General features: G+C 36.9%; 18 protein-coding genes. 3 read left to right on the top strand and 15 right to left on the bottom strand.

Annotated elements, in window-relative coordinates:
• Nucleotides 1-12: 12 nt before the first annotated feature.
• Both RZ78_RS01410 and RZ78_RS01405 read left to right on the top strand, forming a co-directional pair.
• Entirely contained in the window at nucleotides 13-1,104 is a 1,092-nt protein-coding gene (locus RZ78_RS01410) for a PTS transporter subunit IIC (RefSeq protein WP_054607906.1), read from the top strand.
• Nucleotides 1,105-1,196: 92 nt separating this feature from the next.
• Nucleotides 1,197-2,306, top strand: a complete 1,110-nt coding sequence (locus tag RZ78_RS01405) for a PTS transporter subunit IIC (RefSeq protein ID WP_054607897.1) — start codon at nucleotides 1,197-1,199, stop codon at nucleotides 2,304-2,306.
• Between the two features lie 50 nt (nucleotides 2,307-2,356).
• On the opposite strand, the gene RZ78_RS01400 is transcribed toward RZ78_RS01405, so the two are convergent.
• The 15 genes from RZ78_RS01400 to RZ78_RS01330 form a co-directional block, all read right to left on the bottom strand.
• Nucleotides 2,357-2,689: an AzlD domain-containing protein gene (locus RZ78_RS01400; RefSeq protein WP_034532687.1), complete on the bottom strand. Its 333-nt coding sequence runs from the start codon at nucleotides 2,687-2,689 to the stop codon at nucleotides 2,357-2,359.
• 27 nt (nucleotides 2,690-2,716) lie between these two features.
• The gene (locus tag RZ78_RS01395) at nucleotides 2,717-3,457 is read right to left on the bottom strand and encodes an AzlC family ABC transporter permease (RefSeq protein ID WP_080695595.1); all 741 of its coding nucleotides are present in this window, start codon (nucleotides 3,455-3,457) and stop codon (nucleotides 2,717-2,719) included.
• A 289-nt stretch (nucleotides 3,458-3,746) separates the two neighbouring features.
• On the bottom strand, nucleotides 3,747-5,120 hold the full coding sequence (locus RZ78_RS01390; protein WP_054607896.1) for a D-alanyl-D-alanine carboxypeptidase family protein: 1,374 nt from the start codon (nucleotides 5,118-5,120) through the stop codon (nucleotides 3,747-3,749).
• The gene (locus RZ78_RS01385) at nucleotides 5,110-6,318 is read right to left on the bottom strand and encodes a sensor histidine kinase (RefSeq protein WP_054607895.1); all 1,209 of its coding nucleotides are present in this window, start codon (nucleotides 6,316-6,318) and stop codon (nucleotides 5,110-5,112) included. Before RZ78_RS01385 ends, RZ78_RS01390 begins: the two co-directional genes overlap by 11 nt.
• Nucleotides 6,308-6,997 (bottom strand): response regulator transcription factor, encoded by a 690-nt coding sequence (locus RZ78_RS01380; protein ID WP_034532684.1) that lies wholly within the window; start codon nucleotides 6,995-6,997, stop codon nucleotides 6,308-6,310. The genes RZ78_RS01385 and RZ78_RS01380 overlap by 11 nt, the downstream gene beginning before the upstream one ends.
• A gap of 119 nt (nucleotides 6,998-7,116) precedes the next feature.
• Nucleotides 7,117-8,253, bottom strand: coding sequence for an IMP dehydrogenase (gene guaB / locus RZ78_RS01375; RefSeq protein WP_054607894.1), 1,137 nt, complete (start codon nucleotides 8,251-8,253; stop codon nucleotides 7,117-7,119).
• Between the two features lie 91 nt (nucleotides 8,254-8,344).
• Nucleotides 8,345-9,073 carry a DUF1129 family protein gene (locus RZ78_RS01370; protein ID WP_054607893.1) on the bottom strand — a complete coding sequence of 243 codons (729 nt, stop codon included), beginning with the start codon at nucleotides 9,071-9,073 and terminating at the stop codon, nucleotides 8,345-8,347.
• 18 nt (nucleotides 9,074-9,091) lie between these two features.
• Entirely contained in the window at nucleotides 9,092-10,192 is a 1,101-nt protein-coding gene (gene ychF, locus RZ78_RS01365; protein WP_034535011.1) for a redox-regulated ATPase YchF, read from the bottom strand.
• Nucleotides 10,193-10,219: 27 nt separating this feature from the next.
• Complete coding sequence (locus RZ78_RS01360) at nucleotides 10,220-10,408, bottom strand: DUF951 domain-containing protein (RefSeq protein WP_034532678.1); 189 nt, start codon at nucleotides 10,406-10,408, stop codon at nucleotides 10,220-10,222.
• A 14-nt stretch (nucleotides 10,409-10,422) separates the two neighbouring features.
• The gene (locus RZ78_RS01355) at nucleotides 10,423-11,304 is read right to left on the bottom strand and encodes a ParB/RepB/Spo0J family partition protein (protein ID WP_034535009.1); all 882 of its coding nucleotides are present in this window, start codon (nucleotides 11,302-11,304) and stop codon (nucleotides 10,423-10,425) included.
• Nucleotides 11,294-12,061, bottom strand: coding sequence for a ParA family protein (locus RZ78_RS01350; protein WP_034535006.1), 768 nt, complete (start codon nucleotides 12,059-12,061; stop codon nucleotides 11,294-11,296). Before RZ78_RS01350 ends, RZ78_RS01355 begins: the two co-directional genes overlap by 11 nt.
• A 19-nt stretch (nucleotides 12,062-12,080) precedes the next feature.
• Nucleotides 12,081-12,818, bottom strand: a complete 738-nt coding sequence (rsmG, locus tag RZ78_RS01345) for a 16S rRNA (guanine(527)-N(7))-methyltransferase RsmG (protein WP_054607892.1) — start codon at nucleotides 12,816-12,818, stop codon at nucleotides 12,081-12,083.
• Between the two features lie 175 nt (nucleotides 12,819-12,993).
• Nucleotides 12,994-14,301 (bottom strand): NCS2 family permease, encoded by a 1,308-nt coding sequence (locus RZ78_RS01340; protein WP_054607905.1) that lies wholly within the window; start codon nucleotides 14,299-14,301, stop codon nucleotides 12,994-12,996.
• Nucleotides 14,302-14,354: 53 nt separating this feature from the next.
• On the bottom strand, nucleotides 14,355-15,602 hold the full coding sequence (locus RZ78_RS01335) for a NupC/NupG family nucleoside CNT transporter (RefSeq protein ID WP_053791470.1): 1,248 nt from the start codon (nucleotides 15,600-15,602) through the stop codon (nucleotides 14,355-14,357).
• A gap of 88 nt (nucleotides 15,603-15,690) precedes the next feature.
• Nucleotides 15,691-16,506, bottom strand: coding sequence for a hypothetical protein (locus RZ78_RS01330; protein ID WP_053791469.1), 816 nt, complete (start codon nucleotides 16,504-16,506; stop codon nucleotides 15,691-15,693).
• Between the two features lie 222 nt (nucleotides 16,507-16,728).
• Between RZ78_RS01330 and RZ78_RS01325 the strand changes: the two genes are divergently transcribed.
• A complete protein-coding gene (locus tag RZ78_RS01325; RefSeq protein WP_054607891.1) occupies nucleotides 16,729-17,328 on the top strand; it encodes an SGNH/GDSL hydrolase family protein in 600 nt (199 codons plus the stop codon).
• Nucleotides 17,329-17,372: the final 44 nt, after the last annotated feature.

The raw sequence follows: 17,372 nt of genomic DNA, 5'->3' as shown, positions 1-17,372 counted from the left end.
GATTCACCTCAGATGAACGCTGCTAATATTGCGCACGTTGAAGTTAAATCTGGGTTTAAGGATAGTGTATATTTAGTGTTCAATGGGGTATCTAATGCGATTTTAGTCACACTAGGTGTTGGTTTATTATTAGGTGCTATTGCTAACTTTGTCCATTGGAATGCATTAGCCGAAATTGGATTAATTTGCCAATACTTAATGGCCCCCGCCATCGGTGCTGCAGTTGCATCACAATTAAAGACTAATACTTTGGTGTTATTTAGTTCAATGATTGCCGCTACGGTTGGTGCAAACAACGTATTCTTCACATCTGCTGTGACGAATGCAGTTACTGCAACCGGACACGTATTACCTCAACCAGCAGGTTCTGCTGTCTTCATGATTGGACAACCTGTTAGTGCTTTAGGTGGCGCTGTTGTCGCCACAGTCATTGGTAAATACTTAACAGGAAAAACACCTTTGGATATGTTCTTAGTACCATTTGCAGCTACATTTGTAGGATGTGTTGCGGCCTTAGGCTTTGCAACAGTCACTACCCCTGCACTTGTATGGTTATCAGGAGTAATTGCCAAGACAATGGTTATTAACCCATTTGTTGGTGGATTAGTAATCTCAGTCGTATGGGCAATTTTTCTAATGACACCTGCCTCATCAGCAGCACTAGCAATTGCTGTTATGTTAGATCCATTATCTTCAGGAGCTGCATTATTAGGAACAACAGCACAATTCGTATCATACACAGTGATGTCATATCGAGTAAACAAACCTGGTGCAAATATCGCTCAAGGTTTAATCACTCCCAAAGTTCAATTTGGTAATATTACCAAGAACCCCTACATCGCAGTTCCAGGTATCGTCTCTGCTGCAATTATTGGACCGGTTGGAACATTAGTATTTCATTTCTCAGTATCATACAAGATTGCTGGATTAGGTCTGAACTCACTAATCGCTCCAATTACCCTTGCTTCTCAAAGTATGTCAAAACTAGCTATTTATGTCGTATTAGGAATTGTTGTACCAGCTATAATTTCATTGGTACTTGTTAGAGTTCTAAAGGCTGCTCATAAAATCAAGAATGACGATATGAAAATTGATATTGTCTAATCATCAAAAAGTACTGGCGATTATCGCTAGTACTTTTTTGTATATTAGGAGCCAATGGGACTTCGTTTATCTAAATAAAGGAGTGGATTCAAATGATTGATGTAGCAAAAAAAGATAACCCACAAATCAATACAGTAAATTCTTTATCTTCATCCAAAGAAAATATCTTTTTAATTGTGAGTGGAGTCTCAAACGCGATTTTTGTTACACTGGGTATTGGAATGTTGATAGTTGCAATCGCCAACTTAAAACACTGGTCTGCACTAAATCAGATTGGTTTAATTACTCAGGTTCTAATGGCCCCAGCTATTGGAGCTGCTGTTGCACATCAGTTAAAAACAAACACATTGGTTATGTTTAGCTCGATGATTACTGCAACAGTCGGTGCCAATAATGTTTTTTTCAGTGAAAAAACAGTCAATGCAATTACTGCGACTGGTCATTTGCTATCCCAGCCCATTGGTTCATCTGTATTTATGATTGGACAACCCATCAGTGCATTGGGGGGAGCGATTATCGCAACACTAATCGGTAAAAAATTATCAGGAAAAACTCCACTAGATATGTTTTTAGTACCATTTTGCGCAACAATGTTTGGCTCAATAATTGCATTAGGATTGGCGGCAATCACAACTCCTGCTTTAATATGGATATCAAAGATAATTGCAAAAAGTATGATTGTAAACCCATTTGTCGGATCCATCTCCGTTGCATTAGTATGGTCAATCTTCTTAATGACACCAGCTTCGTCTGCGGCATTGGCGATTGCCATCATGTTAGATCCATTATCTTCTGGAGCAGCACTACTCGGGACTACTGCCCAATACGTTTCATACACAGTAATGTCTTTTAGAGTTAACCGTTTTGGTGCAAATATTGCCCAAGGTTTAATCACTCCAAAGGTTCAATTTGGTAATATCACAAAAAATCCGTATATCTTGATTCCTGGTATGGTGTCATCATTGATTGTTGCACCAATCGGAACAATGTTATTCCATTTTTCTACGACGTACAAACTAGCTGGACTTGGAACTAACTCATTAATAGTTCCACTCAATTTCGCTAGTCAAAGTCCATCTAAACTAACAGTCTATATAATATTAGGTATTGTAATGCCTTCTATTATTTCTATAACAATGCTAAAGATATTAAAGGCATGTCATAAAGTAAAAGAAGATGATATGAAGATGCATATTGTATAAAAAACTAAAAAAGCACTGGTCAATTGACCGGTGCTTTTATTTTTCTTTATTTAAATAAATACTGCTAAAACTAACACAGCAGCTAATCCCAAAATAACTGATAGTGCCATTGATCTTGTCCAATAAGCAATAATAAACACGATTAAGGCAGCTACTAGTTCGGGTGCTTTTCCTGATACCGATAAGGTATATGATGATGTAATACATAGATCCTTAACAACCAATGAGGTAAATAAGGCAATCGGTATGTATCCCATCCATTCGTTAAACCACTTAGGAATCTTTCTTGTTCTAAAGAAAGCTAGTGGGACGAATCTAGGGATAAAAGCAACCACAAAACATAATATAATCAACCAAAAATGTTGAGTTGAATTCCATTCCATAGAATATCTCCTAATCCGTTTTTAAAGTTATTCAGTCTCTTCTTCTTCATCAAACTTATCTTCAGGGGTACCCGCAGGGTTCTTAAATAAGCGAAGCAAGCGATTCTTCTTATACTTTTCGTAATGGCTTCTAATCCATGATTCAACGAAGAATCCAATGAATGAAGCTAACAGAGTTGAAACGACTAATCCTAAAGTGGATTTCATCAATAACATGAATGCAATTGCCAAGACAATAGTTAATAGAATAATTAACACCTTTAGTAATGACTTCATTTGCATAACAATCATATAGATAAATAATGCAGTTAGCGCAAAATGAACGACTGTTAAGTTAATTGAAAGTGATGAACCAACTAAACTACCAATGATGGTACTAATTGTCCATACAATCAAAGCATAGTGTTCAATTTGTAATGCATCTTGAGCAGTAAACTTCTTATCAGTTGATAGTTTCAAATAATTTACAGCGTATGTTTCATCATTTAATGAAACTGCAAATAACACAGTAAACCAAAATGACTTACCTTGTAAATATTTAGAAATACTGGATCCTAATAATGCATATCTTAACTCTAGAAAAAACATCATAATTACGATTGATAATAATGGTGAGTTAATGGTTAACATGGAGGCAATCAAGAATTGCGCACCACCAGAGAAAACCATTAATGATACTAGAGCTGTCAATAAAGTATTAAATCCAGCTGCATGAAGTAAGATACCACATGCAATTCCAATGGGAACGTAGCTAATATTCAAAGGCATTGCCGTCTTCAAGTTGGTTAGCCAACGCGGTTCATTTGGATTTGGTACTTGCTTTGTCAAATAATATTCCCCCGTTTAGAAACAATAGGTCTTAATTTTCAACGATTTATAAACAGTCAGATAAAAATCAAACTTTACCTACTATTATAACGCAAAATAGTTTATTTTATCTAACTTATTTACATAATTTTAATAAAACATCATCATTTTATTATTATAAACACAGTGAATATACTGTTTGTTTAATGTTTGCAGTAAAAAAAGAGTTATCATTTTAATAACTCTTTTTTTAGAATAAACTGGCAATCCATCTCCATGCTCTCACGAAAATGTTAGGTTTATCTCCATCATGATTAGCGATTAAATCAATCCGGTTTGATACACCCTTCATATACTTCACATTGGAAACTTTAGCTGTGGCGATTTTATCGCCCTTATCGAACCCAGCATCGACACTTGATTCATCAGCATATTCACCAGTTGACTTGATGTCTTTTATATTTAGTTTTTGGTTCTTAGTTAACCATACACCTTGAGTAGTTGAAACGGCTAAATCGACTGAGTCATCTTTACCGTTTTCGATTTTTATCTTACCGTTATTTTTACCGTCAGTAGCGTTCTTAACGGTTTGACCATGAGATAGCTTAACGTAGTGATACTTAGCATACACGTACTTCATAAGCTTTCTGGTTTGAATGAAACGAGCTGGATCGTATTGACCAGAATTAGGGACTCCCATTACAACGGTGATGATACGGTGACCATTCTTAACCGCTGTTCCTGTAAAGCAAGCCTTAGCAGTATCAGATGTTCCTGTCTTTAGCCCATCAACCTTGATGTCAGGTAATTCTTGACTTCTACCCTTAATCATCCAGTTCCAATTTAGCATTGTTTGACCATCAAATTTGGTTGTATTAGCTGAAGTAGTCTTCAAAATATTTGGATAGTATTTCAAAATCTTCATTGCTAATAGTGCCATATCACGAGCTGATAACTTGTTTTCGGCATCAGCTGATACGCCCTTGAAACCAAGTGAACCAACTTCCCCGTTGGTTAAACCACAGGCAGTATAAATCTTGGCATCATCAATCCCAATCTTCTTTGCTTCCTTACGCATTAATAAAGCAAATTTTTGTGTACTACCTGCTACTCCGTATCCTAATGCCATGGTTGCAGCATTTTCAGAATAGATAGCGGTTTGGTAAAGTTGTCTGATTGTGTATGAATGACCTAAACGAAGTTTTACATTGGCGTAATTATGATTGACACTTAAATTATGGAGTGCCCTATTAATCTTTACTTTGTCATCCCAATGAATTTTTCCTTCTTTAATATACTTTAAAGTAACATATAAAGTTAACAACTTACTCATTGAAGCTGTAGGTAATGATTCATTGATATTTTTAGCGTATAAAACTTGTCCCGTCTGAGAATCAATCGCAATCGCAGACTTTGCGGTAAGTGTTAGTGGTTGGTTTGTACTTAATAACTTATCGACTTCTTGGCCTAATTCCTTACTACGCATAATTGCAACTTTTTTTGAAGTGTTAGAATCAGCAGTAGTGGATTGTTTTTCTTGAGCGCTTGCTGTTAAAGGCATTGTGATGAATATAACTAATGCAATTAAAGCAATACTAAGCTTGTGAGCAAGCTTACTTTGCATTATCGATAACCTCCTGTTTCCCTTCTTCATGTTTAGTTGGTGTTAACTTATCACCATGTTTAATTGGTAGATGGAGTGTAAACGTTGTTAATTCATCATTAGATGCCACTGAACAATAACCACCGTGGATATTAACAACATCATATACGATGGCTAACCCAAGACCGGTCCCCCCAGTCGACTTATTACGTGAGCTTTCGACACGATAGAAACGATCAAAAACGTGTTTAATTGATTCTTCTGGAATCTTTTCACCATCATTAGAGACTTTGATTTCTAGTTCTTTTTCATTGACACGAAAACCTTCTACATAAATGTTGTGGCCATCATGACCATACTTCAAAGCGTTATTAATTAGATTATTAATAGCTCGGGCCAAATCGGATGGACTACCATCAATCACTAATTTATCAAAGTTGGTCTTGCTATGCATTTGCATATCTTTTTCCGCCATTTCTAAATCAAAACCGGCAGAAATTTGGTCAATCATTGCTTTCATTTCAATTTTTCTGGTATTTAACTTACTGTAATCCTTGTCAGTAATTTTTGTGTATTCAAATAAGTCATCCGCCAAGGTCTTCATTTGTCTTGCCTTTGAGTAGGCAATATGAACATACTTAGCCAAATCTTCTTCACTTGTATATTGCTTATTTTCAATCAACCCTAAGTAACCAATGATGGAAGTCAATGGTGTTCTAATATCGTGTGAAACATTTGATATTAACTCATCTTTTGATTTTTCAGTCTTCAATTCTTCAGACATTGAGTGGATAACATTATTAACTAATACATTAATACTTTCAACAATTCGTTGATCATCACCAATAAGTTTATATGGAATTGTATAATCAAAATTACCATCAGCAATATAGTGCAAATCATTAATAATATGTTGTTCTTGAATACGTTTATAATGCATGAACAAACGAATATACAACACAAACATATCCAGTGCAGCAATCATAACTACAAATCCGTTGCTCCAACTCCATAGTTGGATATGATTCCCTGCAATTAGTGAATTTCCAAAACGAATTAACTGGTTACGCCAATCCGGATGGGTTGTGTAATACACTTCTGTTGCAAAGAAAACCAAGAAATTAACTATCAATATAAATAAACTCGTTAAAATAGCATCAGTAACTAATCCAATTCGTTCTTTATGTGTTAACTTAATTGATTTACTATTATTCTTCATTGATTCTGTATCCTACTCCCCAGACAGTTTCAATAATTTTTTTACCATCTGTAGCTTCTTCAAGCTTATCACGCAAGTGACTTACGTGGACCATAACAGTCTTAGCGGAAATAATACTTTCTTGACGCCATACTCGTTCAAAAATTTCATTGGCAGAATATACGCGACCTGGGTGACTTGCTAATAGGTATAAAATACCAAATTCAATTGCAGTTAATTGAATTGACTTGCCATCACTAGTCTTAACTTCGTGTGATTCACGGTTGATAGTCAATGTAGCGACGTTTAGAACTTCAGGTTCCCCAACAACAACCTTGTCAGTATATCTTCTTAAAATTGAGTGCATTCGAGCCATTACTTCTAATGGATTAAATGGTTTTGTTATGTAGTCATCAGCACCACCAACAAGTCCTTCAATCTTATCAATGTCTTCTGTCTTTGCAGATAGAATCATGATTGGTAAACTAATTTCTCTTCTTACTCGTTTTAATACTTCAAAACCAGACATCTTTGGCATCATAATGTCTAGAATCATAAGTCCAATATCACTATTTTTTCTTAATTCAGTTAGGGCGGCTTCCCCGTCATTTACAATGACTGTTTCGTATCCTTCGTTTCGTATGTAAATCTTTAATAATTCAGCAATTTCTTGATCATCGTCTACTACTAGAACTTTCATCGAGACGCCTTCTTTCTTTTCGTTTATATAGTTTTATATTAACACAATATAAGGATTTGTTATATAAATGTAAATAAAAAAGACACTAAAAATTAGCATCTCTTAATGTTTTTAATATTTTATTTGTAATTTGGTGCATCCTTTGTGATTTGAACATCATGAGGATGTGATTCTATTAGACCCGCACTAGTGATTTGAACGAATTGTGCATCGTTGTTCATTGCTTGAATGTCCTTTGATCCAGTGTATCCCATAGCTGCTCTTAGGCCACCAACCATTTGAAAGACAACATCTTTAGCTGAACCTTTGTATTCAACTCTAGCTTCAATACCTTCAGGAACTAGCTTGTTAGCTTCATTTACTTCACCTTGGAAGTAGCGGTCAGCTGAACCATGTTGCATAGCTCCAACACTGCCCATCCCACGGTAAGCTTTATACTTAATTCCATTTTCTTCGAAGACTTCACCAGGAGCTTCGTCAGTTCCTGATAACATACTACCTAGCATTACTGCGTTACCACCAGCTGCAATGGCCTTAGCAGCATCACCAGAGTACTTGATACCACCATCAGCGATGATTGGCTTACCCCATTTTCTTGAAACTTCAGCTGCATCGTATACAGCTGTTAGTTGAGGAACTCCAACACCAGCGATAATTCTAGTGGTACAAATTGAACCGGGACCAATACCAACTTTAACTACGTCAACACCAGCTTCGAATAAATCGTTAGTTGCTTCTCCTGTAGCAACGTTACCAGCAATGATAGTCTTATCAGCATATTTAGCTTTAATTTCTTTTACTTTTCTAATAACTCCTGCTGAGTGACCGTGAGCAGTATCAATAATAATGGCGTCAGCACCAGCTGCAAACAAAGCTTCCACACGCTTGAATGTATCTGATGTAACACCGACAGCAGCTGCACATAATAAATGGTTATTGGCATCAACTGCTGCATTAGGAGTTTTATCGGTCTTTTCTACTGCTTTAACCTTTTTTACCTCTGCAGCTTGATCATCGATAATCATGTTCTTATGAATTACACCTAATCCACCAACTTCAGCCATAGCAATTGCCATATCTGAGGTTGTAACTGTATCCATACTTGCACTTAAAAATGGTACGTTTAGCTTAACATCATCTGATAAACGAACTGAAGTATCCACATCATTAGGTAAAACGTGACTTTCTGCTGGAATAAGCAATACGTCATCAAATGTTAATCCCTTTTTGGCAAACTTTGTGTTCCAATTATCCATAATCATAAAACCCCTATCTATTTATTTTTTAAAGTCTAATATACAAAAAATGCCAGAGAAAATCAAATTTAATTTTCACTGACATTTATTTTTATCTTCTATTTGGTGTTCTAGGTGTCATCACATTAACAGTAATTTCGTAGTTCTTGTGAATCCAGAACGCTGCGAATGCTGAGATTGCAGCTAAAATAAAGTTAACAATTGGTGATACGGCAATGTTAATTCCTGCTTGTGGAATTGAAACAATTACCATGAACGCACCAATCCACACAATTACTGATAGGATTAGTAAACCAAAGCGCACTAGTCCACTGTATTTGTGCTTAACGTTTCCGTCCAATAATCTAGTCATAATTGGCATAAAGATACCAAATACTAGAGAAATCAATACAAGTGATAAGATTCCGACTGATTGTTTGTCCTTAGCGTTAGTTTGAATCATCAAAGTGATTCCGTATAGCAAGTTAAAGATAACGAAGAAGAACAATGCATTAAAGATTGCATTAGGCGCAAAGTTATCCATCATTGAAATCTTTTTCTTTGGTGGGTTCATAATGAAGTTGATACGTTCTTCAACAGTACCGTATAAATTACGCGCAGTTGCACCGTGTTTTTGTTCAACTAGCAATTCATCCTTCATTTGGTTAACAATTTCGACCTTACGTTCGTCTGATAACTTGGTCTTCTTTAACTCTTTGTTAAATCTAAACATGTAATCTGAATTACGTTTAGTCAAACCAATCCCATCAAATTGTTGACGAGTCTTTTGTTCTGCTTCATGTCTATTTTGTTGTACATGAGCATTTCTCTTTTCAGTCATTGATGTCGTCCTTTCCGATTAAACATTGAATCTGAAGTTTACAATGTCACCGTCTTGCATAACATAATCTTTACCTTCAACACGTAGCTTACCAGCTTCCTTAACGGCTTGTTCGCTACCTAGCTTGTCTAAGTCGTCAAATGCCATTACTTCGGCTCTGATGAAACCACGTTCGAAGTCTGAGTGAATAATTCCGGCAGCTTGAGGAGCCTTGGTACCCTTTAGATAAGTCCAAGCCTTAGTTTCCTTACCACCTGCAGTGAAAAATGTTTCTAAACCTAATAGGTTGTATGAAGCACGAATTAGCTTGTTTAGACCTGGTTCAGTAACACCTTCTGCTTCTAGGAAAGTAGCCTTGTCTTCGTCATCTAATTCCGCAATTTCTTCTTCAGTTTCAGCAGCAATACCGATTGCTTGAGCGTTTTCCTTAGCAGCGTATTCCTTAACTAGTTGGAAGTACTTTGAGCCTTCTGGATCAGCCATATCATCTTCTGAGATGTTAGCAACGTATAGCACCGGTTTTGAAGTTAATAGGAATAATCCCTTAACAATCTTTTGTTCATCTTCGTCAAAGTCGATTGAACGAACTGGTTTACCCGCTTCTAGGACTGGCTTAATCTTTTCTAGGACAGCTAATTCAGCAAGTGCGTCTTCGTCCTTACCCTTAGCCGCCTTTTGAACACGACCTAAACGCTTAGTAACTGCATCTAAATCAGAGATACCTAGTTCTAAGTTGATTGTTTCGATATCAGCGATTGGATCAACCTTACCAGTAACGTGGGTAATGTTGTCATCGTCAAAAGAACGAACGACGTGAACGATAGCGTCCACTTGTCTGATGTTTTCTAGGAACTTGTTACCAAGACCTTCACCCTTACTTGCACCCTTAACGATACCGGCAATGTCGGTAAATTCGAAGGTGGTAGGAACAATCTTCTTAGCTGGAATTAGTTCTTGAATTCGATCAAGTCTGTCATCTGGAACTTCCACCATCCCTACGTTTGGGTCGATTGTGGCAAATGGGTAGTTAGCCATTTCCGCCCCAGCTTTAGTAATCGCATTAAATAATGTAGATTTACCAACGTTTGGTAAACCAACAATTCCTGCTGTTAATGACATATTAATAATTCACTCTTTTCTTTAGATTTAATCTTCTTGTGTACTTTGAATTACTTTTTTCATTTTCTTTTCGAATTCACGACGTGGAAGCATAACCACATGGCCGCACTTTTGACATTCAATTTTAATGTCTGCACCCATTCGAATAATCTTCCAACTATTCTCGCCGCATGGATGGGCTTTTTTCATCATGACAACATCATTCAATGAATACATATTGAGCACTCCTTTTAGTCTAAATTAATATCTAAAATTTGCAAAATGCGGTTTAAATCATCATCTGATGCGTAACTGATTTCAATCTTACCGGTCCCCTTCTTAGAACGGTTATTTGAGATTGAAACGGATGTTTGGAATTTATCTTGTAGTTCATTTTCAGAAGCACGTAAGAATGGTGACTTCTTAGTTGAACGACGTGGCTTCTTTTTCTTCTTAGGTGATGAACTTAGGTTTTCAATTTCCTTTTCAAGTTGGCGAACAGTCATAGTTTGTTCGTATGCCTTCTTGGCTAATTTGATTAGTTCATCCTTCTTCTTAACTGATAGTAATGTTCTTGCTTGTCCCATTGAAAGTTGGTTCTTAGTAAGCATGTCCTTTACTTCAGTTGGCAAACCTAATAGACGTAAGTAGTTAGCAATGTATGGACGTGATTTACCTAAACGTTTTGATACTTCAGCTTGAGTAATATCTAGCTTAGTCATCAAAGTGTTGTAAGCTTCGGCTTCTTCGATTGGATTTAAGTCCTCTCTTTGAAGGTTTTCCATCACAGCGATTTCCATCATTTGTTCATCAGAAGCATCACGAACAATTGCCGGAATCTTTTCCTTACCTGCCATGCGAGAAGCACGATAACGTCTTTCTCCAGCAAGAATTTCATAAGCATCCTTGCTTCCGCTAGTCTTTCTTACAATGATTGGTTGGAATACTCCAGATTTTTCAATCGAACGGGTTAAATCTTTAAGTGCATTTGTATCGAAATGCGTTCTTGGTTGGAAAGGATTTGGAGATAACTTGGTTAGCTCTAATTCCAATACGTCTTCTGAGTTGGCGTCGATATCATTATCAGCAAACAATGCTTGAATACCTCGACCTAGTCCTTTGTTATTCACCATGAGCAGCTAACACTTCCTTTGCAAATTGCATGTATAATTCTGAACCCTTTGAATTTGGATCATAATCAATGATTGGTAATCCGTAACTTGGGGCTTCTGATAAACGCACATTTCTAGTGATGATAGTGTCGTATACCTTGTCACCAAAGTACTTACGAACTTCATCGTTAACTTGTTGACCTAACTTAGTACGTGAGTCATACATGGTAAGTAGAACTCCTTCAACGTCTAGGTCTGGGTTAAAATGTTTCTTAACTAGTTGAACAGTGTTTAATAGTTGGCTTAAACCTTCTAGTGCATAGTATTCGGTTTGCACTGGAATTAAGATTGAATCACTGGCAGTAAATGCATTCACAGTGATTAATCCTAATGAAGGTGGACAGTCCACTAGTACGTAATCGTATTGATCTGAGACTGATTTTAGGGCATTTAATAAACGTGTTTCTCTCGCCATTTGAGGAGTTAATTCAATGTCTGCCCCTGATAGTTGAATTGTTGCTGGTACAATGTCTAAACCTTCATGTTTTGAAGGAATAATGGCTTCTGAGATTGGTTCTTCATTAACCAAGATATCGTAAATATCTTTTTGGATGTCGGATTTTTGAATACCTACTCCTGAAGTTGCATTTCCTTGGGCATCAGCATCGATTAGTAATACCTTTTTTCCCATTGTTGCAAGGTCTGCGCCTAGATTAACGGAAGTGGTAGTCTTACCAACTCCACCCTTTTGATTAGCTAATGATATAACGTGTCCCATTAAAAACCCCTCCTCTAGTCTACTTATTACTTGAACCAATTGGTTTCTTGTTTGGTGTACCCGCTTTTCTTGGGTATTGTTTTGGCGTGTTCTTCACTTTTTCTAACACGACCATGTTACGTGGATCATTTGAAACCGGCAGATTGAACTCATCATCGGAAATCATCTTACCACCTAGAGTAGTAATCGCGCTTTTTCCGTCTGATAGTTCATCTTTAGCTTTAGATGCCTTTAGTGCAATCATTCGTCCACCAATCTTAACCAATGGCAGACAAAATTCAGCAAGCACACTCATTCGAGCAACTGCACGTGCGGTTGCGATATCAAATGATTCACGGTATCGAGATTTTTTACCACCAAATTCTTCTGCTCTGGCATGATGTAATTCAACATCGGTTAGTCCTAATTTAGTAACTAGTTCATCCAAGAAATTGATTCGTTTGTTTAATGAATCAATAATGGTGACCTTTAAATTAGGAAAAACAATCTTTAACGGAATGGATGGAAAACCAGCACCGGCTCCGACATCACATAGGGTTAATTCCTCGGTTCTCAAGTCTTCTGCAAAGAATGCAGGAGTTATTGAATCAAAGAAATGCTTTAAATATACTTCATCCCTATCAACAATGGTTGTCAGATTAACGTGTTCGTTAGTGGAAACTAACAATTCATAGTAATCGGCAAATTGTTTCATTTGGTGGTCAGTCAATTTGACATTGCGTTTTGCTAATTGACTCTTGAATTCTTCTGGATTCATGCAAATCCTCCTATTGTGAAACATGATTGTTTCACATCTATCTATACTCTAACTGATATTAATCTTTTTTACAATCATGAAACATATACTTTTCCATTATAACCAAAATTAGGCTAATTCGTCACTAGATTATCAAAAAAATACATATAAAAAGACGATCATTCGATCGCCTTTCCTATAGCATTGCTGTCATTATCAAATTGATTAAAAACAAGCCGCTTAAAATATAGTTAATTGTACTAATTGATTTGATTTGCCCGTTAAAGATTTTCACGATTGGATAAGCGACAAACCCAAATGCCAATCCAATTGAGATACTTCCAGTCAACGGAATCAATACCACGATTAAAAATGCTGGGAACCACTCAGCAAAGTCATCCATATCAATGGCCTTTAAATTGGATAACATTAATGCACCCGTAATAATGATAACCGGTGCAATTGCTGCTTGAGGTACCAAATCTAAAAAACTAATAAAAAATGTTGAAAGTAAGAACATAATACCAGCGGTAATCGACATGATACCGGTTCTAGCACCTAGTTGAAAACCAGCCACACTTTCAGCAGCCGATACGGTAGGACTAGTTCCTAAGATACTAGAAATGATTCCGGTAATCGAAACAGTTCTAAAAGTCTTCTTGAACTTCTTCATGTCCGGTAAAATTCCGGCGTTTAACCCCATCGATTCAAACACCAAAATCATCGTCATCGAAAATGATGCCATGATAAACGGTGTAGTCCAGACGTTTTTAAAACTAAAGTCAAACAACGATTTGTGATATTGTAAGATATCAATCAAGTGGGTGGTCTTAACCCCACTGTCATGAATGTGGAAGACGATTCCGACAATCGTACTAATCACAATTCCGATGAAGAAGTTTCCCTTCACTTTCTTAATATATAAAACAATTGTTAGAATCAAGCCAAAAATGGCTAGTAGCAACGATGGATTCTTAAATGATCCAATCGTTAATAATGAATTCTTCCCTTGTTGAATCAAATCGGCCTTCTGCAGACCAATCTCAACTAAAAATAAACCAATGCCGGCGGTGATTGCTGACTTCAATGAATCAGGAATGCCATCCTGCAAGATGTCCGTAAATCGGCTGAATGCGATTAATGCAAACGCAATTGTTGATAACAATGAAACCGTCAATGCTTCTTGATATGACAATCCCATGTTTAACACCATCGTGTAGGTAAAAAACGCATTAACACCCATTCCGGGAGTAATCACTACTGGGGAGTTAGCATAGAATCCCATGATAAAACAACCGATTACAGAACTAATAATTGTCGCAAAGACTGTCTGGTGAACATCCATCCCCGCATCCGCCAATATCATCGGATTAACCACCAAGATATATGAGATAGCAAAGAATCCGGTAATTCCACCCAAGACCTCTGTCTTAAAAATTTCTTTATCCCTTAAAACGTCTAAAAGAGACAGCGCGGCTGTCTCTTTTTTTAACGTTTTGTTCAACTTATTACTCATTAAACAAAATCCTTAATCTATATATATATTATATTTCTATTTTACCATACAAATAGACCAACGATTCCTGCAGATAGTAGTGAAACTAAAATTCCTGATAGAATCATGTAACCTACACTCTTTGAAATAGCGTTGTTTACTTCACGGTTAACGATACCCTTGAATGCACCGATGATCATTCCTACTGTAGAAAGGTTAGCAAATGAAGTTAGGAAGACAGTTAATTGTGCACGGTAGTGAGGAGCGTATGAACCGATGTGTGATGATACTTTACCCATAACAACAAATTCGTTAGTTACCAGCTTAGTACCCATGTTTTGTGCAAAATCAAAAGCAGTATGCACGTCTGAACCCATTAACCAAGCGAATGGGAACATGATGATTCCTAAGATGTGTTCTAGGGATAAACTAGGATTGATTGCACCTAAGATCTTATCGATTAATGCAGCTAAAGCAACGAATGCGATAACGTTTGCAGTAATGATTAAGATTAATTTACCAGCACCTAGGATTGAGTCACCCAAGAATGAGAAGAATGGTTCTTTCTTAGCTTCTTCTGCGTTTTCAGGATGTTCACCAACGGCAACTTCAGCAGTTTGTGAAGAACTACCTAACTTAGCGATAGTATCTTCTTCTGGGCTAACTGAAGTTGGCATTAAAATACTAGTTACAATAACAGCATTTAAGATGTTCAATGGAACGGCAGTCAATACGTATTGACCTGGAACCATTTGAGTGTATGCGCCAAGAATTGAGGCAGTCACACATGACATTGACATCATGGCAATGACAACATTTCTTACTGCTGAGATTTGTTTTAATTGTAGAGTTGAAACAGCAAGTGCTTCAGTGTTACCTAAAAACATCATTTCAACAGCGAAGAATGATTCAAACTTAGGTTGGCCAGTTATGTATGCCAAACCTTTACCTACCCATTTGATGATCCAAGGTAGGATTCCAATGTAAGTTAAGATATCAAACACTGGAACGATTAATAAAATTGGTAGAAGTGCTGAAGTTACAAAGTCCATTGACTTAACGTGAACCCAACTAGGTAGAGCAAAAGCGATACCTTGGTAGGCCACTTCAACTAATGCTGAGAAACCATTGGCAGCGGCTTCAACAGCAGCACGACCCCATGAAAATTGTGTTAAACAGTAAGCGATTACTAGGTTTAACACTAAAACAGTAATTACTGAACGCCATTTAATTTCTTTCTTGTTCTTTGAAAAAATAAATGCAATCCCTAGGAAAACAATAATTCCTAAAATATTAACTAACAAATACATAAAAATTCTAATCCTTTCTCTGCGACAAAAAAATATAGTGACAAATAGCTTATTTTAGTTGCGCAACACCCCTTTCAATATTGCTTAATTACATAACTTCGTTGATAAAGTTTGGTTTAGTAATTTCCCCATCATCTAAATCGAAGAACGCAACGATTGCGTTAGCAACCGCACCTAATGAACGCTTAATTCCTAATGACTTACCTTCATCCTTATTTGGATTGAAGACAATTAGTGGTAAGTATTCACGCGTAATTCGATTGTCTCTGGTTGGATCAATGGCATATGAGGATGTGATCAGTAGTAAATCATTATCCCTTAGTCGTTCTAAGACCTTACCGATTGTTTCATCCAACACATTTAATTGCTTAGCATACCCAACACTGTCATCCATTCTGGCGAAGTGTCGTAGTTCTGGTAACTGGCAGTAAATTAACCCGCTCTTTTGGGTCCTCATTTTAGATGATAATTCAATAAAAGCTTTGCTATCATCAGGGACTTGGACCATAGAAATATCGTCCTGCTTTTCCCAGTAATAAGCAAAGCTTGAAATAATTGAAACACTATGTTGTTTTTCTGCCAACAAGTCCATTACAGAAGCTGTACGGACACCGGCAGTGTAGTCAAACATCTCACGAAATGAGGCACTACCCCTGTTGCTATCAACAGTGGTAACCATTTTCCCAAAGAAGCCACGAGGAGCGTCAACTTGTGGAATTGATTTAATCTCGTTGTCCCAGCGAACATTGCCAAGACCTAGGTTAATTAAATTAGAAACATTTAGCCCCTTATCAGCGATATGGCCTAATGTGTCGGCACCAATAGAGTCAAAACGATTAGCATCGGGAGCTTCGCCTAAACCAAGTGAAGCAATATCCAAAACAATCATTCTTTTGTGTGTCATTGTGTGCCCTCCTAATTTTATTTATTAACAAATGAGTATATCATAAATGGCAATTGTGTCAATAAAAAAAGGCGCGGATATCCGCGTCTTTTTTCGGCTTTTGTGCCCCTGCCAAGGACCTCCATTATACCAAAAAAATTTCCGAGTATATAAAATTAAATTTTTACTAAGTTTTTGATATTATATTAGTTAATATATACATATTCATCGGAGTTGATTAAATTGGATCTTACAAACAAAACAGTCGTGGCCTTAGGTGACTCAGTCACCCGCGGATTCGACGGAACCGTAAACCTACGCTACAACTATCCACGATACTTAGCCAAATACTATAATTGCCGTGTCTGCAACAACGGGATTAATGGTGCTACCATCTATGAAACACTAGAAAAAGAAATTGAAAAAATCAAAGATAAGAAATACGACGTCATCGTCTTGATGATTGGGACTAACGACTATGGTCATTTAGACGTTCCATTAGTCCGCATCATTTCCAAATTAACTAGATTGGTTCGCCAACTGATTAGTGAACACCACGAAGCAAAGATTTACGCCGTGCTGCCACTAACTCGTTTTGACGAAGATAAGAATGCTGCTGAAGTCGTTAGATATTCTAACTACACATTCAATGAACTACTAGATGGTTTGACTGAAGTCTATTCAGCATTCCAAATTCCGTTCATCGATTGGCGTGAATATCATTCAGAATTCATCACCGACTTTAACTACAAGGAAATGTACCAAGATCAACACGTCCACCCTAACGCCTATACTTATCGTAAACTTGCCTTTTACATAGGTGACTTCATCAAAAATAGTTAAGATTTTCTTAAATCGGCCGAAATAATTCGCCTAAGAGATCCTCT

The sequence above is a fragment of the Apilactobacillus kunkeei genome (assembly GCF_001308195.1).
In the GTDB taxonomy this organism is placed as follows: Bacteria; Bacillota; Bacilli; order Lactobacillales; family Lactobacillaceae; genus Apilactobacillus; species Apilactobacillus kunkeei_C.
The sequence above is the reverse complement of the archived record's forward strand: the minus strand, read 5'-3'. Positions and strand labels throughout refer to the sequence as shown.